Source organism: Sphingomonas sp. NPDC079357 (assembly GCF_044901155.1).
GTDB lineage: Bacteria > Pseudomonadota > Alphaproteobacteria > Sphingomonadales > Sphingomonadaceae > Sphingomonas.
Genome location: NZ_JBJDOM010000008.1, coordinates 23,930 through 46,552 on the forward strand (window position 1 = coordinate 23,930; position 22,623 = coordinate 46,552).

Annotated in this window: 17 protein-coding genes and 1 tRNA gene; 11 read left to right on the forward strand and 7 right to left on the reverse strand. The window is 64.6% G+C overall.

The features are described 5' to 3' along the window. Positions 1 to 14 precede the first annotated feature (14 nt). The gene (locus ACI2JO_RS17400) at positions 15 to 1,181 is read right to left on the reverse strand and encodes a D-alanyl-D-alanine carboxypeptidase family protein (RefSeq protein ID WP_404721875.1); all 1,167 of its coding nucleotides are present in this window, start codon (positions 1,179 to 1,181) and stop codon (positions 15 to 17) included. Between the two features lie 64 nt (positions 1,182 to 1,245). Next, positions 1,246 to 2,274, reverse strand: coding sequence for a lytic transglycosylase domain-containing protein (locus ACI2JO_RS17405; protein ID WP_404721876.1), 1,029 nt, complete (start codon positions 2,272 to 2,274; stop codon positions 1,246 to 1,248). A gap of 137 nt (positions 2,275 to 2,411) precedes the next feature. Here ACI2JO_RS17405 and ACI2JO_RS17410 point away from each other — a divergent pair. The 3 genes from ACI2JO_RS17410 to ACI2JO_RS17420 all read left to right on the forward strand — a co-directional run bounded on the left by ACI2JO_RS17410 (position 2,412) and on the right by ACI2JO_RS17420 (position 6,006). Further along, positions 2,412 to 2,501: transfer RNA gene (locus tag ACI2JO_RS17410), tRNA-Ser, on the forward strand. A 133-nt stretch (positions 2,502 to 2,634) separates the two neighbouring features. Further along, positions 2,635 to 5,091: a TonB-dependent receptor plug domain-containing protein gene (locus ACI2JO_RS17415; RefSeq protein WP_404721877.1), complete on the forward strand. Its 2,457-nt coding sequence runs from the start codon at positions 2,635 to 2,637 to the stop codon at positions 5,089 to 5,091. A 54-nt stretch (positions 5,092 to 5,145) separates the two neighbouring features. Then, positions 5,146 to 6,006, forward strand: coding sequence for a PEP-CTERM sorting domain-containing protein (locus ACI2JO_RS17420; protein ID WP_404721878.1), 861 nt, complete (start codon positions 5,146 to 5,148; stop codon positions 6,004 to 6,006). A gap of 218 nt (positions 6,007 to 6,224) precedes the next feature. On the opposite strand, the gene ACI2JO_RS17425 is transcribed toward ACI2JO_RS17420, so the two are convergent. Continuing rightward, positions 6,225 to 6,710: an Lrp/AsnC family transcriptional regulator gene (locus tag ACI2JO_RS17425; protein WP_404721955.1), complete on the reverse strand. Its 486-nt coding sequence runs from the start codon at positions 6,708 to 6,710 to the stop codon at positions 6,225 to 6,227. A 103-nt stretch (positions 6,711 to 6,813) separates the two neighbouring features. Here ACI2JO_RS17425 and putA point away from each other — a divergent pair, with 103 nt between their 5' ends. The 3 genes from putA to ACI2JO_RS17440 all read left to right on the forward strand — a co-directional run bounded on the left by putA (position 6,814) and on the right by ACI2JO_RS17440 (position 13,480). Next, positions 6,814 to 10,431, forward strand: coding sequence for a trifunctional transcriptional regulator/proline dehydrogenase/L-glutamate gamma-semialdehyde dehydrogenase (putA, locus tag ACI2JO_RS17430; protein ID WP_404721879.1), 3,618 nt, complete (start codon positions 6,814 to 6,816; stop codon positions 10,429 to 10,431). A gap of 86 nt (positions 10,432 to 10,517) precedes the next feature. Continuing rightward, complete coding sequence (gene nhaA, locus ACI2JO_RS17435; RefSeq protein WP_404721880.1) at positions 10,518 to 11,927, forward strand: Na+/H+ antiporter NhaA; 1,410 nt, start codon at positions 10,518 to 10,520, stop codon at positions 11,925 to 11,927. Positions 11,928 to 12,058: 131 nt separating this feature from the next. Then, a complete protein-coding gene (locus tag ACI2JO_RS17440; RefSeq protein ID WP_404721881.1) occupies positions 12,059 to 13,480 on the forward strand; it encodes an HWE histidine kinase domain-containing protein in 1,422 nt (473 codons plus the stop codon). A gap of 12 nt (positions 13,481 to 13,492) precedes the next feature. On the opposite strand, the gene ACI2JO_RS17445 is transcribed toward ACI2JO_RS17440, so the two are convergent. Beyond that, entirely contained in the window at positions 13,493 to 13,960 is a 468-nt protein-coding gene (locus ACI2JO_RS17445; protein WP_404721882.1) for an EF-hand domain-containing protein, read from the reverse strand. A 66-nt stretch (positions 13,961 to 14,026) separates the two neighbouring features. Beyond that, positions 14,027 to 14,698: a squalene/phytoene synthase family protein gene (locus ACI2JO_RS17450; protein WP_404721883.1), complete on the reverse strand. Its 672-nt coding sequence runs from the start codon at positions 14,696 to 14,698 to the stop codon at positions 14,027 to 14,029. A 130-nt stretch (positions 14,699 to 14,828) separates the two neighbouring features. Here ACI2JO_RS17450 and ACI2JO_RS17455 point away from each other — a divergent pair, with 130 nt between their 5' ends. The 3 genes from ACI2JO_RS17455 (at position 14,829) to ACI2JO_RS17465 (ending at position 17,733) form a co-directional block, all read left to right on the forward strand. Next, complete coding sequence (locus ACI2JO_RS17455) at positions 14,829 to 16,457, forward strand: TadE/TadG family protein (protein ID WP_404721956.1); 1,629 nt, start codon at positions 14,829 to 14,831, stop codon at positions 16,455 to 16,457. Then, positions 16,454 to 17,062 carry a TadE/TadG family type IV pilus assembly protein gene (locus tag ACI2JO_RS17460; protein WP_404721884.1) on the forward strand — a complete coding sequence of 203 codons (609 nt, stop codon included), beginning with the start codon at positions 16,454 to 16,456 and terminating at the stop codon, positions 17,060 to 17,062. The genes ACI2JO_RS17455 and ACI2JO_RS17460 overlap by 4 nt, the downstream gene beginning before the upstream one ends. Before the next feature lie 62 nt (positions 17,063 to 17,124). Continuing rightward, positions 17,125 to 17,733 (forward strand): pilus assembly protein, encoded by a 609-nt coding sequence (locus ACI2JO_RS17465; protein WP_404721885.1) that lies wholly within the window; start codon positions 17,125 to 17,127, stop codon positions 17,731 to 17,733. Positions 17,734 to 17,759: 26 nt separating this feature from the next. Here the strand turns inward: ACI2JO_RS17465 and ACI2JO_RS17470 are convergent, their stop codons facing one another. Both ACI2JO_RS17470 and pdhA read right to left on the reverse strand, forming a co-directional pair. Continuing rightward, entirely contained in the window at positions 17,760 to 19,178 is a 1,419-nt protein-coding gene (locus ACI2JO_RS17470) for a pyruvate dehydrogenase complex E1 component subunit beta (protein WP_404721886.1), read from the reverse strand. A gap of 1 nt (position 19,179) precedes the next feature. Beyond that, complete coding sequence (pdhA, locus tag ACI2JO_RS17475; protein ID WP_184032355.1) at positions 19,180 to 20,235, reverse strand: pyruvate dehydrogenase (acetyl-transferring) E1 component subunit alpha; 1,056 nt, start codon at positions 20,233 to 20,235, stop codon at positions 19,180 to 19,182. 113 nt (positions 20,236 to 20,348) lie between these two features. On the opposite strand from pdhA, the gene ACI2JO_RS17480 reads away from it, so the two are divergent. After that, positions 20,349 to 21,704: an MFS transporter gene (locus ACI2JO_RS17480; RefSeq protein ID WP_404721887.1), complete on the forward strand. Its 1,356-nt coding sequence runs from the start codon at positions 20,349 to 20,351 to the stop codon at positions 21,702 to 21,704. Then, positions 21,701 to 22,621 (forward strand): cysteine synthase A, encoded by a 921-nt coding sequence (gene cysK / locus ACI2JO_RS17485; protein WP_404721888.1) that lies wholly within the window; start codon positions 21,701 to 21,703, stop codon positions 22,619 to 22,621. Before ACI2JO_RS17480 ends, cysK begins: the two co-directional genes overlap by 4 nt. Positions 22,622 to 22,623: the final 2 nt, after the last annotated feature.

A 22,623-nucleotide genomic window follows, 5' to 3' on the forward strand; every position in this document is an offset into this window, starting at 1 on the left:
GCCGGTGCTGCCGCTCAGCCGAACAGACCCTGCCACGCGCGCCCGAAGAAGCCGGCTTCGCCAACGTCGCCGCCGGCGACCAACGGCATGCGCTGCTCGGGCAGGCCCGGTGACGAGACGACGAGATCGGCGATATGCGCGCCCTGCTTGATCGGCGCCTTGATCGGGCCGTCATAGACGATCTTGGCGGCGAGCTTCGGGCGGCTGCCCGACGGGATCGTGACGGTCAGATCCTTTGGCGCAACAAGCTTCACCTCGCGTGCGCTGCCGAGCTGGACAGTGGCGGTGCCGACCTCGCGCCCGGCCTTCACCACCGGCTTGGCCTGCCACGCGCGAAAGCCCCATTCCATAAAGCGCACCGATTCACTCGCGCGCTGGTTGAAGCTGGTCAGCCCGGCGAGCACCATCACCAGGCGCCGCCCGTTCTGTTCGGCCGAGCCGGTGAAACCATAACCAGCCTCTTCGGTGTGGCCGGTTTTCAGCCCGTCGGCACCGGCGACGCGACCGAGCAGCGGGTCGCGATTGGCCTGGGTGATCGCCTGCCCCGCGCCCATCGTCTTGCCCCAGGTGAAATCGCGGCGCGAATAGAACTGCTTGTAGAGCTTCGGGTGCTGCTGGATCGTCGCGGCGGCCAGCGTGGCGAGATCGCGCGCGGTGACATAGGTGACGCCGCCGTCCGGCCAGCCGTTGGCGGTGCCGAAGTGGCTGTTCTTCAGACCCAGCTTAGCGGCATCCTCGTTCATCCGCTCGACGAACGCCTGTTCGGTGCCAGAGATACCCTCCGCCAGCACGATGCATGCATCGTTCCCCGACAGCGTGACGATGCCGTAGAGCAGGTTGGCGACCGAGACGCGCTCGCCCGACGACAGGAACATCGTCGACCCCGCCTGCGGCCCGTGCCACTTCTGCCACGTCTCCGGGCGCACCTCGAACTCGGTGTCGAGCTTCAGGTCGCCATGCGCGATCATCTGGAAGGCGGTGTAGACCGTCATCATTTTCGCCATCGAGGCCGGGGGCATTCGGCGATCGGCATCGCGTGCGAACAGCACCGCGCCCGACGACAGATCCTCCATGAACGCGACCGGCGCGGGCGTGTCGAACTGCGGCGCGGCGGCGACGGCGGGCATCGCCAGCGCGACGACGGCAGCGGGAAGCGCGAGGACGGTCAGCAGCTTGGTCATTGAAGGTTCCGTGTGTCGAGGCGAGATTTGATGGTCGAGGAACATGCCATAGCGACGCGAGCCGCTATGACGCAATCGCATCGGCGAGCAGCCCGACCGACAGCGCATAGAAGTTCGAGCAATTATAGTCGAGGATCACACGGTAGTTGCCGGTGAGCAGATACGCGGTCTGCCCGGGCCCGTCCGGCTCGATCAGCGTCGCCTGCACGTCGTCGGCGAGCGTGCGACTTTGCGCGGCCACGCCGATGGCGCGCCACTCTGCCATCGAGCGCCATGCGCTATGCCGCTCGAAGACGCGCGGGCAGCGCGGCGAGACGAGCCGGTTGCGAACCTCGGCTCGGTCGAAGCTGGCGGGTACATTGACCGCGACGCCCCACGGCTGGCCGCGTCGCCAGCCGGCCTGGACGAAGTAATTGCCGATCGAGGCCAGCGTGTCGGCGGCCGAGTTCCAGATGTCGGCTCGCCCGTCGCCGTCCCCGTCGCGTGCGAGGCGGAGGTAGACCGAGGGCAGGAATTGCGGATTGCCCATCGCGCCGGCCCAGCTGCCGGTCAGCTGCGTCCGCGAGACGCCACGGTCGATCATCTTGAGCGCGGCGATCAGTTCGCCCTCGAACAGCGGGCGGCGGCGGCCTTCGTAGGCGAGGCTCGCGAGGCTGCGCACGATGTCGAAATTGCCGGTGTACGATCCGTAATTGGTTTCGTGACCCCAGATGGCGACCATGATCTCCTCCGGCACGCCGGTCGCCGCCTCGACCCGCGCCAGCCGTGCACGCTGGGCAGAGTACGCGGCCCGGCCGCGCGAGATGCGCGCGGTGTCCACGTGCATGGTGCGGTAGGGCGCAAAACGCGGCACCGGCGCGTTGGGCCGCGCCTCCGGCTGCTGCTGATCGAGCGCGACGACGCGCGGGTTGAAGGTCAGCGCGGGCAGCACGCTGTCGACCGTCGCGGCCGACACGCCAGCGTCCAGCGCCCGCCCGCGCACCTGCGTCAGATAGGTGCGAAACGCGCCTTCGTCTTGCGCCGATGCCGCCACCGGCGCGAACAGCCCTGCGGCTGCGGCCAGACCGTAGGTGAAAATTTTTACCGCTTTCATGATCGTCCGGTTCTGACACAGCGCGCGCGGCGGGGGTACCGTAAATCGTCGCGCGGGCGCCACGGATGGCCGCAGCATCGTCGGGGGACTTGAACACGCCCGAGCCTTGCTGCCATAGGCACCCCTACCGCGCGTCAGGAAGAGTGGCCGAGCGGTTTAAGGCACTGGTCTTGAAAACCAGCGAGGGTGCAAGCTCTCCGTGGGTTCGAATCCCACCTCTTCCGCCAGCCTCCGCCATCCAGTCGTTCACGGCCAAGCGGCGCTTAGGGCTGCGAAAGCAAGCCTTGGACGCTTAATCACCACCAGAGACGTAGAGAATGGCGATCCTGGTTTGACGTAAGAAAAAGAAGGGGACTTCGCATGAGCACCACCCGAGCCGCGCTGCTGACCGGCGCAGCATTGTTGCTGCCAACCCTGGCCATGCCCGTTGCCGCGCAGACGTCGCCAGCGACCGCGAGCGATGCCGCACCAGCCGCCGAGATGCCGGCCGACAACGAAGTGGTGGTCACGGGCACGCGGGCGCCCGGTCGCAGCCGGCTCGACACGGTTTCGCCGGTCGATGTGCTGACCGGCGACGCGCTGCGGGCGCAGGGGACGACCGAACTGGCCGATGCGTTGTCGGCAGTGGCTCCGTCGGTCGATTTCCCGCGGCAGGCAGCGGTCGATGGCACCGATGCGATCCGCCCCGCGACCCTGCGCGGCCTGTCGCCGGACCAGACGCTGGTGCTGATCAACGGGACGCGGGCCCACACCTCGGCGCTGCTCAACATCAACGGCTCGATCGGGCGCGGATCGGCGGCGGTCGACCTCAACACGATCCCGACCGTCGCGCTGGACCGTGTCGAGGTGCTGCGCGAGGGGGCATCGGCGCAATATGGATCGGACGCGATCGCGGGGGTCATCAATCTGCGGCTGCGCGAGGCGCGCGAGGGCGGCGGCGCAAACGTCACTTTCGGTACGTACGCGACACATTACGACGCTGCCCGTACCTCAAGGACGCTACGCGATGGTGAAACCGCGACGTTCAGCGGGTGGAAGGGCTTCGCTCTCGGCAGCGAGGGCTTTTTGACCCTCTCGGGCGAATATGTCTCGCGTCAGCCGACCAATCGCGCCGACATCGATCCGCGCGGCAAGTCCCCGCTACGCATCCGTGCACGGTTCGGCGATCCCGAAGTCGAACAGGGTACGGTGTACGTCAACGCCGCGGTGCCGCTGGGCGACGGCAACTGGACCGCCTACGCCAACGGCGGTTTCCAGCAGCGCGACAGCGAGAGCGGCGCGTTCCCGCGCGTACCGGGCGGTCCCTTCGCGGGGGTGCCCAACTCGCAAAATCTCAATGCGGACGCGCTTGCCGGGCTCTATCCGGACGGCTTCCTTCCGCTGATCGGATCGCTATCGAAGGACTATAACGCCACCGTCGGCGTCCGCGGTGAACTGGGCGGTTGGAACACCGACCTGACCGTCAGTTACGGCCGCAACACGGTCGACTTCGAGACGCGCAATTCGGGCAACGCGACCTACGGTAATGCATCGATCCAGAACTTCGACAGCGGTCGACTTCGCTATGATCAGTTGACCGCCGGGCTGGATTTTGCGCGCGAATATGCGTTGGGTGAAGCCGTCATCAACATCGCCGCCGGCGGCGAATATCGACGCGAGGGCTTCGGGATCGGTGCCGGGCAGCCGGAGAGCTACAATCGCGCGACAGGAGCCGACACGCGACTGGCATCCGGCGCGCAGGGCTTCGTTGGCTTCCGGCCGGAAAACGAAGTCGATGTTCATCGCAGCAACGGCAGCCTGTACCTCGACGTCGAGGCGCGGCTTTGGGACAAACTGACGTTCGGCGCGGCAGCGCGTGGCGAGACCTATTCGGACTTCGGCGAAACCGCGACCGCCAAGCTCTCGGCACGCTACGACATCGCGCCGTGGCTGGCGTTCCGTGGATCGGTGTCGACCGGCTTCCGCGCCCCCTCACTCCAGCAGCAATATTATACCTCGACGCAGTCGCTGGTGAACGGGAACATCCTTCAGGAAACCGGCCTCTATCCGGTGTCCAGCGATATTGCGCGAGCATTGGGAGCCCTGCCGCTCGATCCGGAGAAGTCGCGCAATTATTCAGCGGGCGCCGTGGTGCGCTTCGGTGGCTTCAGCCTGACGGTAGATGGCTATCATATTCGCATTCGCGATCAGATTGCGCTGTCGGAAAACATCCAGGCTACGGCAAGCGCGCAGGTCGGCAATTTGCTAGCACCGTTCCGGGTGCAGGCGGCCCGCTTCTTTATCAACGGCGTGCAGACCACGACCAAGGGACTTGATATTGTCGCAGCCTATACGTTGCGCACGGAAAACCTCGGCAGCTTCAACCTGAGCGCGGCGGCAAACCTGAACGACATCTCGGTCGATCGCATTCCTACCTCGACTGCGGCGCTCAACCCTGCCCCCAGCCTGTTCGGACGCAACCGTGTCCTGACGATTGAGCAGGGCACGCCGCGCACCAAGGTCGTTGGCGCGGTCGACTGGCGTGGGAACGCACTCGGTGCGACGATCCGCGCGGTGCATTACGGCAATGTGCTGCAACCCGGCACCGTGCTGGCGAACGATGTCTACACTGGACGCCATACGATCATCGACCTTGAGGCGCGGTACCGGTTCAACGACAATGTCACGCTGGCGCTGGGTGCGGAGAACCTTTTCGACACCTATCCGAACACCACCCCGGCCGCGCTCAACAACAATGGCGTGACGGCCTTCCCCTATTACTCACCGTTCGGCTTCAACGGCCGGCAGGTTTATGGCCGACTCAACCTGACCTGGTGATGCCCGCAAGCCGTCGCGGTTCACGGATCGCGACGGCGGCGCTATGCGGAATGCATGCGCACTATCATGCTAGCCCTCGCCGCCTTGTTGTCGACCGCCACCGCCGCTGGAGCGGAGACGATCCTGTTCGTCGGCAACAGCTTCACCTTCGGGGCGAATACGCCGGTGCGGGTGCTGAACGCCGACCGCGTCACCGACCTCAACAATGAACGGATCGGCGGCGTGCCCGGCCTGTTCAAACGCTTCTCCGAACAGGTCGGCCTCGACTGGCAGGTGTCGCTTGAGACATCCGGGGGCAAGACGCTCGGCTGGCATCTGGCGGAGCGCCGGGCGCTCCTCGACCGCGCGTGGGATCATGTCGTGCTGCAGGAATACAGCACGCTCGACCCGGCCCGGCCCGGCGATGCGACGGCGACGATCGCCGATGCCCGGCGGATCGGCGAGCTGCTGCGCGCACGTAATCCGAAGGTCGGGGTCACGATGACCGCGACGTGGACCCGACCCGATCTTGTCTTTCTTCCCGGCAAGCGCTGGTCGGGCACACCGGTCGAGACGATGGCGAACGATCTGCGCCGCGCGACCGACACGGCGGCGCGACGCGCGCGTGCCGATGTCGCGCCGGTCGGACAGGCCTTCACCTGCGCGATCCGCAATGGTGTGGCCGATTCCAATCCGTATGACGGTATCGATTACACGCGAGTGCCATTGTGGTCGTACGATCATTATCATGCGAGCAGCTACGGCTATTATCTCGAGGCGCTGGTTGTCTTTGCGCGCGTGACCGGAGTCGACCCGCGCACGCTTGGCGGGCGCGAGGCTGCGGCCGGCGACCTCGGCTTCTCGGAGACGGAGACCGTCGCGCTTCAGCAAGCGGCGTTCGACGCGATTGCGACAAACGGCAGCTGCGGGCGATAGGTCGTCTGATTTGCCGCTTCATCGCAGGGCAAACTGGCGCCGTTAGGGATGGCGAAAACGCCAAAACAATCGAGGTCGCGTCATCCATAGCCATTATCGCCGCCACTCACGTCAGCGCCGACAGACGAAGGTGCTTGTTTTCACGATCGCTCTGATACTCGTGGCGCTCGCCAGCGCGGCGCTGTGCCTGTTCGCGCTGAAGGGCTGAGCGCCCCGCCCTATACGCCTGCGTCGCGGATCGTCTCCATGGCGACGAAAGTCGAAGTGCTGGCAACGTGCGGCAGCGACGAGATGCGCTCGCCAAGTACCTCGCGATAGCGCCGGATGTCGGCGGTGCGCACCTTGAGCAGATAGTCGAAGCTGCTGGCGATCATATGGCACTCCTCGACCTCGGGAATTCGCAGCACGGCGCGGCGAAATTCGTCCAGCGCTGTTTCACGCGTGTCGGACAGTTTGACCTCGGTGAAGGCGACATGGTCGAGCCCAAGCCTTGCCGGGTCGACGATCGCCCGAAAGCCAAGAATGTAGCCGCCGTCGATCAGCCGCCGCAGCCGCACCTGACACGGGGTTTTCGACAATCCCACCCGTCGTGCAAGTTCTGTCACGGACAGCCGCCCCTCGGCGCGCAACTCCTCGATGATGCGGCGGTCGAACGCGTCGATTAGCCCTAATACCGGCGTCCTTTGGTCCGTTCGATCCGCCATAATGGTCCAAATAGCTTCGTTCGGGTCACGATTGCGCCAAATGCGGGCGGATTGCCACAGCATCTTCCATTATGGAGCGGGCACCAAGAGAGGATGTCTCGCGATGCGTGCCGCTTTGCCCCCGTTCGCCGATTTCGCCCCGCCGATCCGATCGCAGACCGCGTTGCGGCAGGCGATCACCGCCGCCTATCGCCGCAGCGAGCCCGATTGCCTCGCGCCGCTGCTTGACGCCGCCACCTTGCCCGATGACATCGGCCGTGCGGCGACGGCAACCGCCACGGCGCTCGTCACCGCGTTGCGTGCCAAGCACAAGGGCACCGGCGTAGAGGGACTGGTGCAGGAATATGCGCTGTCCAGCCAGGAAGGCGTGGCGCTGATGTGCCTTGCCGAGGCCTTGCTCCGCATTCCGGACACTGCGACGCGCGATGCGTTGATCCGCGACAAGATCTCGGGCGGCGACTGGCGCAGTCATGTCGGTGACGGACGTTCGCTGTTCGTCAACGCGGCGACCTGGGGTCTCGTGGTCACCGGAAAGCTGACCGGCAGCGTCAACGACAGTGGACTGAGCGCGGCGCTGACGCGCTTGATCGCGCGCGCGGGCGAGCCGGTGATCCGGCGCGGGGTCGACATGGCGATGCGGATGATGGGCGAGCAGTTCGTCACCGGCGAGACGATCGCCGAGGCGCTCAAACGCGCCCGGCCGTTGGAAGCGCGCGGTTTCCGCTACAGCTATGACATGCTGGGCGAAGCGGCGACGACGGCGGCGGATGCCGACCGCTATTATCGCGACTACGAGGAGGCGGTGAAGGCGATCGGTGCGGCGTCCGCAGGGCGTGGCATCTATGACGGGCCGGGCATTTCGATCAAGCTGTCGGCGCTGCACCCGCGCTATGTTCGATCGCAGGCCGAGCGAGTGACGACCGAGTTGCTGCCGCGCGTGAAGGCGTTGGCGCTGCTCGCGAAGCGCTTTGACATCGGGCTGAACATCGATGCGGAGGAAGCGGATCGGCTTGAGCTGTCGCTCGATCTGCTCGAGAGTCTCGCGACCGATCCCGATCTCGCCGGTTGGAACGGCCTCGGCTTCGTTGTGCAGGCCTATGGCAAGCGCTGCCCGTTCGTGATCGACTGGATCATCGATCTCGCGCGCCGTGCTGGCCGGCGGATAATGGTCCGGCTGGTCAAGGGCGCTTATTGGGACGCCGAGATCAAGCGCGCGCAGGTCGACGGCCTGCTCGACTTCCCGGTCTATACCCGCAAGGTCCACACCGACGTGGCCTATGTCGCGTGTGCGCGCAAGTTGCTGGCGGCGCGTGACGCGGTCTTCCCACAGTTCGCGACACATAATGCGCAGACGCTGAGCGCGATCTATCACCTCGCCGGACCCGGTTTCACGGTCGGCGACTATGAGTTTCAATGCCTGCACGGCATGGGTGAGCCGTTGTACGACGAGGTGGTGGGGGCCACGAAGCTCGACCGGCCATGCCGCATCTACGCGCCCGTCGGCACGCACGAGACGTTGCTCGCCTATCTGGTCCGCCGGCTGCTCGAGAATGGAGCGAACTCCTCGTTCGTGAACCGGATCGCGGATCCCGATGTGGCGATTGCCGATCTGGTCGCCGACCCGGTTGCGACCGTGCGGCGAATGGCGTCACCAGGGCAGAAGAACCCGCAGATCGCGCTTCCCGGCGAACTTTATGGCGCCCGGCCGAACTCGGCCGGGCTAGACCTGAGCGACGAGACGGTGCTGGCTTCGCTGAGCATGACGCTCGCGGCGGGAGGCCCGTGGCAGGCCGGCCAGGTCGGTGAGGAGCGTGCGGTGTTGAACCCCGCCGATCACCGCGAGCAGGTCGGCATCGTTCGCGAGATGTCGGTGGGGCAGGCCCGGGAAGCGGCGCGCGCCTCAGAAGTTGCGACAACAGCCTGGGCGGCGCGCCTGCCGGCGGAGCGGGCGGCGGTTCTTGAGCGAGCCGCCGATGCAATGGAGGCGCGGCTGCCGCAATTGCTGGCATTGATCGTCCGCGAGGCTGGCAAGTCGCTGCCGAACGCGATAGCCGAAGTGCGCGAGGCGGTCGATTTCCTGCGCTATTATGCCGAACAGGCGCGCTCGACGCTGGGCGCGGGCCATCGTCCGCTCGGCGTGGTCACGTGTATCAGCCCGTGGAACTTCCCGCTGGCGATCTTCACCGGGCAGATCGCCGCCGCCCTGGTCGCGGGCAATGCGGTCCTCGCCAAGCCTGCGGAGGAGACGCCGCTTATCGCCGCGCAGGGCGTCGCGATCCTGCACGAAGCGGGGGTGCCGCATGACGTCTTGCAATTGATCCCCGGTGACGGCGCAATCGGCGCGGCACTGGTTGCGGCGCCGGAGACGACGGCGGTGATGTTCACCGGCTCGACCCAGGTCGCGCGCCTGATCCAGCGCGAACTGGCCACGCGGCTGTTGCCGGGTGGCGCGCCGATCCCGTTCATCGCCGAGACCGGCGGCCAGAATGCGATGATCGTCGATTCATCGGCGCTTGCCGAGCAGGTCGTGGCGGATGTGATCGCCTCCGCGTTCGACAGCGCCGGGCAGCGCTGCTCGGCGTTGCGCGTCCTGTGCCTTCAGGAGGAAATCGCCGATCGTACGCTGACCATGATCCGCGGCGCGCTGCATGAACTGTCGATCGGGCGAACGGATCGGTTGGCGGTCGATATCGGCCCTGTCATCTCCGCCGAGGCGCAGGCAACGATCGAGACGCATATCGCGACGATGCGCGCGACGGGGCATCGCGTCGAGCAGGTGACGTTATCAGGCGACGCGGCAAACGGTACCTTTGTCCCGCCGACGATCATCGAACTGAATGATATTTCCGAGCTGAAACACGAGGTGTTCGGACCGGTACTGCACGTCGTCCGTTTCCGCCGCACCGAACTCGATCGACTGATCGACCGGATCAACGCCACCGGTTATGGCCTGACCTTCGGGCTGCATACCCGGCTGGACGAGACGATCGCCCATGTCATGAGCCGGGTGAAAGCGGGCAACCTGTATATCAATCGCAACGTCATCGGTGCCGTCGTCGGGGTACAGCCGTTCGGCGGACGCGGGCTGTCGGGAACCGGTCCGAAAGCCGGCGGACCGCTATACCTTGGGCGGCTGGTTGCAGGAGCGGCGTTGCCGCCGCCGGTGGTGTGCGACCACGCCGATCCCGCCGCGCGCGAATTGGCTATGTGGCTTGAGGAGCACGGCGAGGCGGCCGCGGCGGCGCGCGTTCGCGAGGCAATCGCGGCGTCGATGCTCGGCGCGGAGGTCGAACTCAGCGGGCCGGTCGGCGAACGCAACCTCTACGCGCTGCATCCCCGCGGCCGCGTGCTGGCCCTGCCTGAGACGCGCGCAGGATTGTTCGAGCAACTGGGCGTTGCGCTCGCGGCTGGCAATGATGTCGTGATCGGAGAGGCGGCGGGCCTGCGCGACGCACTGTTACCGTTGCCGGCGTCGACCGCGGCGAGGGTCCGCGCTTGCGACGATTGGCAGCGCGAACCGGCGTTTGCCGGAGCGTTGATCGAGGGCCATGCGGAGCGGGTCAGCACTGTGCTGGCGAAGCTGGCGGCGCTGCCAGGCCCGATCGTCCTGCCCCAGACCGCGAGCGCCGGATACCGGCTCGAATGGCTTGTCGAGGAAGTCTCGACGTCGATCAACACCACCGCCGCCGGAGGGAATGCCAGTCTGATGAGCCTGAATTGAACTTGATTTGGGTGAGGCGCGCGCGGCTCGCCCGGAACGCGGAGGGTGGTGAGCCGTAGTACGCCGATACTATCTCGAGGAACTTGATGGCGCTCACCCCGCGCCTTTCCGGGCAGGTTGCCGCCCGGGCGCATCACTCCCGCGCGGCCCGTCTGCTCAAACGGGCCGCGCCGTTCTTTGCGATCGCCGAAGTTTCGGGCGGTCCTTTGCTGATCGGGTCGGTGATCGCTCTCCTGCTCGTCAACTCGCCATGGGGCGGCTGGTACGAACGAATCTGGGATACCGATCTGCGGCTGAGCTATGGGGGCGAGGTGATCGCGCTTCCGCTGGCCGAATGGGTCAACGACGCGCTGATGCCGCTGTTCTTCCTGATCATCGGCACCGAGGTGAAGCGAGAGTTCAGCAAGGGCTCGCTCTCGACTCTCCAGACCGCGATCTTACCAGTCGCGGGGGCGATCGGCGGACTGATCGTGCCGATCGGCATCTATCTGGCCTTCAATCATGGCACCGACACCCGGCACGGCTGGGGCGTCGTCGCGGCGATGGACACGGCCTTCAGCCTGGCGATCGTCGCGATGTTCACCACTCGTCTGCCCACAGCGGTGCGCGCAGTGTTGCTCGCCTTCGCCGCCATCGACGACGTGTTCGGCCTGTTGGTGATCGCGGTCGCCTATACCGACACGCTGCAACCGGCCTATCTGCTGCTGGCGGCGGCGGCATATGTCGGCATCCTGCTCCTGCTCCGGCTAGGCTGGGTCGCGTCGGTCGCCTATGTCGTGCTCGGCGCAGCGGTGTGGATCGGCGTGCTCGGCTCTGGAGTACATCCGACCATCGCCGGCGTGGCGATCGGGCTTCTGCTGCCAACCAGTTCGCGCCTGTCGGAACAACGGTTTGTCGATCGCGTGCAACAACCGGTCGACCGCCTGCGTCGCGCACAGCGCGTGGCGAGTACCGCCGATGACGACGCGACGGCGGAGCGGGGTCGTGAGGAGGCGCAAAGTCACCTCGGCTATATTCACGAGATGGCGGCCGCGACTGACGAACCGGCCGAGCGGCTGGTCCGCATCCTGACGCCTTGGGTGTCCTATCTTGTGCTGCCGTTGTTCGCCTTGTCGAACGTGCGCATCCACTTCTCGCCAGAACTGATCGGCGACGCGGTGCAATCCCCGCTGGCGCTGGGAATCGTGGCGGGGCTCGTCTTGGGCAAGCCGACCGGTTTTTTCCTGGCGACTTGGTTGGCTGCGGCAACTGGTCTGGCGAAACTGCCCAAAGGGGTGACATGGCGGATGATCGTGGGCATTGGCGGAGTGGCCGGTATCGGGTTCACAATCTCGCTGTTCATCGCCGAACTCGCCTTCGCCGGCGGTGAAGGAACGGAGATCGCCGCGCTCGCCATCCTGATGGCATCGCTGATCGCGGGCCTATTCGGCTTTCTCACCTTCTGGAGCGCGGCAAGCAGCGGGACGGGCGCGGCAGAAAGCGCAGACACACAATAAAATAGCCGCAGTTACAGTACGACATTGTCACCCAAACCTTACTGATCTAGGTTGGATACATCTTGGATCGTTCTCCTCTCTCCCCGACTCCGATTGTCCCGTTTCTCCCACCGCCAGAGGTGAGCGCGGCAGTGGCGGCGTTCGCGTGCTCGCTTGATCTCAGCGACCCCTTCCTTGGTGCAGTGACACATTCCACCACTCCGATGGTGGTCAGCGACCCGACGTTGCCGGATAATCCGCTGGTGTTCGTCAATGAGGCGTTCGAGGCACTGACCGGCTTCCCCGCGGCGGAAGTGATCGGCCGCAATTGCCGCTTCATGCAGGGACCGCTGACCGAGGCGGGCGACATCCAGCGGCTGCGCGATGCGATTGCGCGCCGGGAGCGGATCGACATCGACCTGCTCAATCATCGTCGGGATGGGACGCCATTCTGGAACCGGCTGATGGTCGCGCCAATCTTCGATATCGATGGCTCGTTGCGGTATTTCGTCGCGACGCAGCTTGATGTGACGATCGAGCGATATCGGCTGCGGCAATTGCAGGACGATCGTGATGCGCTGACCGCTGAAGTTGGGCGTCGGGAGGCTGCGCTTGCTGAACGCGAGGCGCGTCTTGCGATGGCGCTCAAGGCAGGCGGGCTCGGCACGTGGTCCATCGCGTTCCCGGACCTTGAAGTCACGGCATCGGCCGCGTGTCTGGCAAACTTCGGCCGTCCTCCGGATGAGGAGTTTACCCTCAAGGCTTTTGAGAACAGCATTCATCCCGAGGATTATCAGCGTGTGCGCGCGGCATTGGCCGAAACACTGGAGACTGGCGCGCCCTATGACCTCGAATATCGCGTGCTGACGCCCGCCGGTGAGCAGCGCTGGATACATGTTCAGGGCGCGCTGCAACGTCGCGCCGATGGATCTCCGCTTGCCCTGTCCGGCTTTTCCTCCGACGTTTCCGTGCGCAAATTTGCCGAAGAGCATCGTGCGGTACTGGCGCGCGAGTTGACACATCGCGTCAAGAACACGCTGGCGACCGTTGGCGCGGTGGTCAGTCAGACTTTGCGCGATGCTAGCTCGCTGGCGGAAGGTCGCCGTGCCGTCGCCGGACGGATCGCAAGCCTCGGCACGGCGCACGAATTGCTGGTGCGCGACGAGGTCGAGGGTGCCGCGATCAGCGAAATTGTCGAGCGCGTGCTGGCGCCCTTCATCGACAGCGCGCGGTCCCGCTTCTCGATCGACGGACCAGCGATCCGGCTGTCGCCCGAGATCACGCTGGCACTGTCGATGGCGTTGTACGAGCTGGCAACCAACGCGATCAAATATGGAGCACTGTCGACCCCGGAAGGAACGGTGCACATCCGCTGGGCGCTCGCGGGGAACGCCGCGGAGCGAAGATTTCGCTTTTCGTGGATGGAACATGGCGGTCCGCCGGTCGTGCCGCCAACGCGCATCGGTTTCGGAACCCGGATGATCGAGCGGGTGCTGTCAGGTCACGTCACGGGCAAGGCCGCGATGACCTATCCGCCAGAGGGGGTTGAGTTCGAGATCGAAGCGCCGGTCTGACCCGCCTCGGCGTCAATCGTCCTGCTTCGCCGGTTCCTCGCATCGGCAGGTCGGGCGCGGCGCCTTGCGTTTCGGAGCGGTGGTAGCAAATTCCGTGGAGTCCATTGCGCCGGAACGATCGTGGTCGGCGTCGGCGAACCGTGCGGTGGTCTTGATTGCCCATTCGTCGAAGGTCAGGCGACCATCGCCATTGGTATCGAGCTTGGCGAACGCCTTGCGACGCGGTGCAAGATATTCCTCGCGCGTGATCCGTCCGTTGCGATCCTTGTCATAGCGATCGAACCGCTTTTGCTCGCGACTGCGTGCCGGAGCCTCTGGCAGGGACTTTAATGACGCCTCATCCTGCCCGCTTGCAACGGTCGGGCTGGCCAGAGCGGCGCGGGCTGGCAGCGCGTCCGGGTGCGCGTCGCCGTTGAAGATCAGCCACCCCGCACCCACCAGCGACAATGCTGCTACACCGCCGACCAGATACCGCCACATGCTCCCATGCCCCCCGCTGCGATCGTCGGCACGCTAGCGCGCGGCGTGTCGGGTGCAAGACGGTGGTCAGCGTCCACTGACCCGAAACCATAACAGGCGCGCGGCTCGCGCGGGGTGGCCCCGCGGTCTGGGTGCCATGGCGAGATCAAGCCTCGTGCTCCGAGCGATGGCACCGATTGCGCGCGCCGGGCTGGGCCAGTGGAAGCCAGCGGTACGAGCGAACGCCTCGCGCGCCATGGCCTGCGCCTGTTCGGCCTTATCGGCTGCGTCGAGGTGCATTGCGAGATCGGCCAGCGCCCAGCCTTCGCCCGTGGCCGCGATGGCAGGATCCTCGATCCCGACGATGGTCGCCATCGCCGCGAACAGGCCGCCGCCGCGATGCAGGCCATGAGCGCGCATCGCATCCTTGTCCAGCGCGGGCTCCAGCAATGCCTCCCACCCCTCGACAAGCGACGCGAGCCTTTGGCCCGGCACCTTTGGCACGACATCGCGGGCGAGCGCCTGCAGCACCGGCTCGGCAGGCGGAGGCGCGGTGTCGAGCGCCGATAATGCCTCGTGCCACCACGTCAGCCGCATCTGCCCGACGATCGGCTCGCGGGTCGTTCGCAGGATGGAGGCGAGCCGGTCATCGAGGCCAAGAAGCGCCGCCAGCGCGGGGCGGTGCGCTGCCGTGGCGTAGGTCACCGCCAACGCTCGCTCAGGATCTTCAACCACGTTGGTCAATGACGAAGTAACCATCCCGATTCAGCAACCCTTACCCATTCGTGCCGCATGGCTGCCCCTTCGCCGACCGACATGACGAGAGACGCGCGTGCCGTTTACCCTATCGCGTGTTTTGCCCCGATTATTGCGCAACGTCGCCGGGAATGTGGCGATCATGGCGGTGTTCGCCCTTATCCCGTTGCTGGCGATGATCGGCGGCGCGATCGACTCCAGCCGCACCTACATGGCCTTCACGCGGCTGCAACAGGCATGTGACGCGGGCGCGCTCGCCGGGCGAAAGGCGATGTCGAACGTCACCCGGCTGACCGATACGGAAAAGGCGAAGGCCAGTGAATTTTTCCGGTTTAACTTTCCGACGGGCACTTATGCCGCCGAGCAGATCAATGCCGTCTACGAAAAGGGGGCAGATGGCGTCGTGGTGGGCCGCGCGTCGCTGTCGATGCCGACGACGTTGATGCGCATGTTCGGCTTCGGCAGCATTCCGGTGAGCACGACCTGCCAAGCTGAGCTGAACATCCCGAACACCGATGTGATGTTCGTACTGGATACGACCGGATCGATGTCCTCGACACCATCGGGTGGTTCGCCGAACCGATGGACCTTGAGCAAGATCGACGGGCTGAAGCAGGCAGTGAAAGACTTCTACGCCGCCCTCGGGCCGGGCGCGCCAACGGGTGCCGGCCGGATTCGCTACGGATTCATGCCTTATTCTTCGAACGTGAATGTCGGGCGAATCCTGTACCGGCTCAACCCCGCCTACATCGCGGGTGGCATAGGAGTGGAAAATGTTAATTTTCCATCCCGCCGGGGCACTGCTGTCAGGACGGCGTGCAGCAACGCCTGGCAGTCCAACTGTTATGAAGTCAGTTGGAGGTGGATCAACCTATCGCAAGACGTAAGTCCATGGGTTCGAACAATCGACAAAGTGGCCAATCCGGCGTATTTTCAGTCAAATCCGGAAAATCCAAAAGACTACGCGCCCCCTTCCTTCGCGTGGAATGGTTGCATCCGAGAGGCGAGCACGGTTCAGGATATAACTGCGACCTCGTCGCTTGAGGTACCCTTGAATGCTTATGATCTTCAGATTGACCTGAAGCCAAGCAGCGCCGCCACACGCTGGAAACCAGCCCTGTCACAGCTTCAATATCAGAAATCCACTGACAGCAACGGGCTACTGTCTGCCGTCGGCTATAGCTGCCCACAGGAAGCCAGTCCGCTTCAGCAATATGCAACCGACTACAACTCGACGTCCAAAAGTTCCGCCAGTCTAAATGCTTATGTCGACACGCTTTTTGCCTCAGGGCAGACCTATCATGACATCGGCCTGATTTGGGGGGCGCGGTTTCTGGCGCCCGCTGGAATTTACAGCGCCACGAATTCCGATGTGGTTGCGCCCGGTGGCTACCAAGTGTCGCGACATATCGTATTTATGACCGATGGTCAGTTGGATACGAGCACCTACATTGCGGATGCGTGGGGCGTTAACGAGCTGATGGACGATGTGCAGCAGGATAATGCCGTTGCACCTGCCACCGCAGATCGGAATCGCCTGCAGGCCAGCCATCTCCGCCGAACCCAGATCATCTGTAACGAGATGAAGAAGCGAGGCTTCATTATCTGGATCGTCGGGTTCGGCAGCTCCGGGTTGTCACGCGAGCTGAAGGAATGTGCGACTGACCCCGACCATTGGGCGGTCGCCACGGACACAGCTGCCCTGCGACGGACGTTTGCCAAAATCGCGCAGACGATCGGCGGATTGCGGCTGACATCATGAGGCAACAAGCGCGATTGCTCCGCACGCTCGCGCGCGCGACAGAAGGTGCCACGCTGGTCGAGTTCGGCCTTGTGGCGCTGCCATTTCTCGCGCTGATCATGGGCGGGCTAGACCTCGGCTACCAGATCTATCTCAGCGCATTGACCAACGGCGCGCTGGAGCGCGCCGCACGAAAGGCTACTGTTGGCAGTGTCAGCAAGGATCAGGTCGTCGCCGTCATCCGCTCGGAAGTCCGCACGATCCTTCCGAAAGACAGCAGGGACGATCCGACGGCAGTGACGGTGACGCCGCTCAGCTACACCAATTTTGCGTCGATCGGCAAAGGCGAACGCATTGTTGCGGACACTGCACCGGTCGGGGAGTATAACTCGACCGACTGCTACGAAGATCGCAACAACAACGGTCGCTATGATCCCGTATTCGGCGGGGGTGACGATCTGGGTAGTGCCGACGACGTCATCTATTATGACGTGCTGATCAAGGTACCACGGCTGTTCCCGCTGGCGACCGCAATCGGGCTTGGGCCGTTCACGGTCGTCGATGCACGCACGCTGATCCGCAACCAACCGTACGGCGACCAGCAAATTCGGGTCCGCTGCTCGTGAGCAATGCGCGCAGGATGCGGCACTTCCGAAGGAGGCTGGTTCGGGATCGCTCGGGTGTGGCGATGATCGAGTTCGCGCTGTCGCTCATCTTCCTGCTACCGGTAGCGCTGGTCGGAATCGAGCTTGCAAACCTCGCCGTCGTGACGCTGCGGCTGAACCAATTGGCTATGATGGTGTCGGATAACGTGGCGCGTTATCGTGGCAGCATCGACGAGGCGCAGGTCGATGAGGTGATGACCGGTGTCGCCTTTGCGGGGCGAGCCATCGACTTCGGCGGTCAAGGGCGAGTGATCGTGTCGACGATGGAGAGCAACGGGCTGACCGGCACGCAAGCCGGCTACAAGATCACGTGGCAACGCTGCTTCGGAGCGAAAAACGTCACGTCTTCGTACGGCCTTGAGGGTGCGGGCGGGAGCGATGCGACTCTGGCGGCAGGGATGGGCCCGGCAGCGAACAAGGTTAAGCCGGTCGACAATTCGGCGCTGATCTTCGCCGAGCTTCGCTATACCTATCGACCGATCGTCGGAACCGGCTTCATGCCGGCGCGAGAGATGTCGTCGATCCAGTCCTTCACCGTGCGCGATCGTTCGTCGCAGGTGTTGACGAACACTACCAACATGTCTGACGCCAAGCGGCGGCTATGCGATGCCGCCCACCTCTCCGCCACCTGACCGGCGGCGGAGAGGCTCGGGTTCGTTCAACCGCGATAGCAGACCTTCTTGACCGTCGCGACGATCTTGTCGGTCGAGATAAGCGCCAACTTCTCGAGATTGGCGGCATAAGGCAACGGCACGTCCTCGTTGGTGACGCGCAGCACCGGCGCGTCGAGGTCGTCAAAGCCTTCCTCCATCGCAATCGCGGCGATTTCCGAGGCGATCGAGCAGGTCGGCCAGCCTTCCTCCACCACCACCAGCCGGTTGGTCTTGGCGAGCGACGTCAGCACGGTCTGCTTGTCGAGCGGACGCAGCGTGCGCAGGTCGACGACCTCCGCCTCGATCCCCTCGCCTGCCAGCGTCTCGGCGGCTTCGAGCGCCAGCCCGACGCCGATCGAATAGCTGACGATCGTCACGTCCTTGCCCTCGCGCATGATGCGGGCCTTGCCGATCGGGAGCACCCAGTCATCGAGCTTCGGGATCTCGAACGAACGACCGTAGAGTAGCTCGTTTTCGAGGAACACGACCGGGTCCTGGCTGCGGATCGCGGCCTTAAGCAGACCCTTGGCATCGGCGGCGTCATAGGGCGCAATCACGATCAGACCCGGCACAGAGGCGTACCACGGGCCGTAATTCTGCGAGTGCTGCGCGCCCACGCGACTTGCCGCGCCGTTTGGACCGCGGAACACGATCGGGCAACGCATCTGTCCGCCCGACATGTAGTTGGTCTTGGCGGCCGAGTTAATGATGTGGTCGATTGCCTGCATCGCGAAGTTGAAGGTCATGAACTCGACGATCGGCTTCAGCCCGCCCATCGCTGCGCCCGTGCCGACACCGGCAAAGCCGTATTCGGTGATCGGCGTGTCGATGACGCGCTTGTCGCCGAACTCGTCGAGCAGACCCTGCGTGACCTTGTACGCGCCCTGATATTGCGCGACTTCCTCGCCCATCACGAAAACGCGCTCGTCGGCGCGCATTTCCTCGGCCATCGCGTCGCGCAATGCTTCGCGGACGGTGACCTTCACCATTTCGGTGCCGGCCGGGATCGCGGGATCCTTGACCTCGGCCTTGTGCGAAGCCGCCTCGAACAGCTGGCGCGCGCCGGTGTCGACTTTCTCCTGCGCCGGGTGCGCGGAGTCCTCGACCGTGTCGGCCTTCTTCTCATCGGCCGGCGCATTCGCTGCGGGCGAATCATCCTTGGTCGCGGCACCGGCTTCCTCGCCCTCACCGGCGAGCTGCATGATGACCGTGCCGACCTTCACACCGTCGGTCCCCTCGGCAACGAGGATCTTCGCGACGGTGCCTTCGTCGACCGCCTCGAACTCCATCGTCGCCTTGTCGGTCTCGATCTCGGCCATGATGTCGCCGGACTTCACCGTGTCGCCTTCCTTGACGAGCCACTTGGCGAGCGTGCCTTCTTCCATAGTGGGCGACAGCGCCGGCATCTTGATGTCGATCGCCATCTCAATACTTCTCCACCAGAATATCGGTATACAGTTCGGCCGGATCCGGCTCCGGCGTGCTTTCGGCGAAATCGGCCGATTCGGCCACCTGCTTGCGGATGCGCTGCTCGACGGCCTTGAAGTCCTCTTCCTTGACCCCGTGGCCCTCGGTCAGCAGCTTCTTGACGTGCTCGATCGGGTCGGATTTGTCACGCACCGCCTGCACCTCGTCGCGCGAGCGATACTTGGCCGGATCGGACATCGAGTGGCCGCGATAGCGGTAGGTTTTCATCTCGAGGATGATCGGGCCCTTGCCGGCACGCACCCAAGCCAGCGCTTCCTCGGCCGCCCCGCGCGACGCCAGAACGTCCATGCCGTCGACCTGAATGCCGGGGATGCGGAAGCTCTCGCCGCGGCGATACAGCTGATCCTCGGCCGAAGCGCGATTGACGCTGGTGCCCATCGCATATTGATTGTTCTCGATCACGAAGATGATCGGAAGCTTCCACAGCTCAGCCATGTTGAAGCTCTCGTACACCTGACCCTGGTTAGCCGCGCCGTCCCCGAAATAGGCAAGGCACACGCCACCATCGTTGTTGTACTTGTGGCTGAACGCCAGCCCGGCCCCGAGCGACACCTGCGCGCCGACGATGCCGTGGCCGCCGTAGAACTTATGCTCGACGCTGAACATGTGCATCGAGCCGCCCTTGCCCTTCGAGATGCCGGCCTGACGCCCGGTCAGCTCCGCCATGACGTCCTTGGGCGGGATGCCGCACAACAGCATGTGGCCGTGGTCGCGATAACCGGTGATGACCGAGTCCTTCTCGGTCAGCGCCGACTGCAGCCCGACCGCGACCGCTTCCTGCCCGATGTACAGGTGGCAGAAGCCGCCGATCAGGCCGAGGCCATACAACTGCCCGGCCTTTTCCTCGAAGCGGCGGATCAGCAGCATGTCCTCGTAGAATTTGAGGAGTTCGTCCTTGCTCGCTTCATAGGGCCGCGGCTCGGCGGGACGCTCGCGATTCGTTTTCTGCGGGTCGGCAGCCGGTGCTTCGCTGCGTGCTGGGGCTTTTGCCACGATGGACACTACCTCGTTTTCTGGAAGACGTAGCGGCCTATAGCCATGCCACGGCACAGACTGCAAACCCCACCGACTTGCAAGGGATTGGGGGGCGGTCTAGTCGGGCGTTGATGAGCGCGCCGGACCCCTCGCCTGCCCCGCAGCATCCGCTGCGGATCGCCAATTTCCGAGCTTATTGGCTGTCGCGTTTTGCGGGTACGATTGCAGTCAGCGCGCAGGCGATCATCATCGGGTGGCAGGTGTACGGCATCGCGCGCGAGACGATGGACATCCGCGAAGCCGCCTTCATGCTGGGCATGATCGGGCTGGTGCAGTTTATCCCGCTTTTCCTTTTAACCCCGGTTGTCGGGCTGGTGGCGGACAGCGTCGACCGGCGCTGGATCGTGCGCGGGACGACCGCCTTGCTGGTCGTCAACGCTGCGACCTTGGGTCTGTTGACGTGGTCGGGTAATCTTTCGTTGCCGTTCCTGTTCTGCGCAGCAGTGCTGATCGGGATCGCCCGCGCCTTTTCCGGACCCGCCTATTCGGCGCTGGCTCCGAACCTGGTTCCGAAGGAAAGCCTCCCGACCGCGATCGCGGTCTCGTCAATCGCGTGGCAGTTCGGAACGGTGGCTGGACCGAGCATCGGCGGGCTGCTTTACGCGATCCATCCCGATGTCGCTTATGGTGTGATCTCCGCGCTGCTGGCGCTGGCGCTCGGCACGATGTTCCTGATCGGCAAGGTGCCGCAACCACCCGCACAGAAGGATCGCCACCCGATCCAGCGCATTCTCGACGGCTTCTCCTATGTCCGCCGTAACCGGCTAGTTTTGGCGGCGATCACCCTCGATCTCTTCGCGGTCCTGCTCGCCGGCGCGACCGCGCTGCTACCGATCTATGCACGGGACATCCTCCATGTGGGTGCCAGCGGGCTGGGTTTCCTCGCCGCCGGGATGGGGATTGGCGCCGGGACAACCGCCATATGGTTTTCGTTCCGCCCGATGACCTCGAACGTCGGCGTGAAGATGCTCACCGCTGTCATCGTCTTTGGGCTCGCCATCCTCACCTTCGGCGTCGCGACGCAGATGACCGAGCTGCTCGGCATCACGCAGGTGGGCTTGGGCGGCGCGATCCATGTCGATTTCGTCATCAGCCTGATCGCACTGATCGTCGCGGGGGGCGCGGACATGGTGTCGGTCTACGTCCGCACCTCATTGATCCAGCTTCATACCCCGGATGCGATGCGCGGTCGCGTGAGTGCAGTGTCGCAGCTCACCATTTCCGCCTCGAACGAACTGGGCGAGGCGGAAAGCGGGCTGATGGCTTCCTTGCTCGGCCCGGTCGGCGCGGTCGTGGTCGGCGGGGTCGGTGCGATCGCCGTAACCTTGCTGTGGTCGCGGCTTTTCCCGGAACTCCGCCGCGCGCGGACCTTTGATCCGCCCGACATGATCGAAACCGAACCACAACATGGAGTAGCGCAGCCATGAAGGCCCAGAACGTCCTCGAGACGATCGGCAACACGCCGCACATCCGCATCAACAAGCTGTTTCCCGGCTCCGAGGTGTGGATCAAGTCGGAACGGGCGAACCCCGGTGGCTCGATCAAGGATCGTATCGCATTGGCGATGATCGAGGCAGCCGAGGCAGCCGGCGCGCTCCAGCCGGGCGGCACGATCATCGAGCCGACCAGCGGCAATACCGGGATCGGGCTGGCGATGGTCGCTGCGGTCAAGGGCTACAAGCTGGTGCTCGTCATGCCCGAGAGCATGAGCCTTGAGCGTCGCCGCCTGATGCTGGCTTACGGCGCGGAGTTCGATCTGACGCCGCGCGAGAAGGGCATGAAAGGCGCGATCGAGCGTGCGCTGGAACTGGTTGAACAGACCCCGGGCGCATGGATGCCGCAACAATTCGAGAACCCGGCGAATATCGACGTGCACGTTCGCACCACCGCACAGGAAATTCTCAACGATTTCCGCGATGCGCCAATCGATGTCATCGTCACCGGTGTTGGCACCGGCGGGCACATCACCGCCGTTGCCGAAGTATTGAAGAAGGAATGGCCAAACCTGAAGGTATTCGCGGTCGAACCTAAGGCTTCGCCGGTTATTGGCGGCGGTCAGGCCGGGCCGCATCCGATCCAGGGTATCGGCGCTGGTTTCATTCCGGCGAACCTGCACACGCAGGCGCTGGACGGCGTGATCGAAGTCGACGCGGCAGTGGCCAAGGACATGGCGCGGCGTTCGGCCCGCGAAGAGGGGCTGCTGGTCGGCATTTCCTCGGGCGCCACGCTGGCAGCGATCCTGCAGAAGCTGCCCGACCTTCCCGATGACGTGCGCGTGCTCGGATTCAACTACGACACCGGTGAGCGATATCTGTCGGTGCCGGATTTCCTGCCGGAGAACTGACC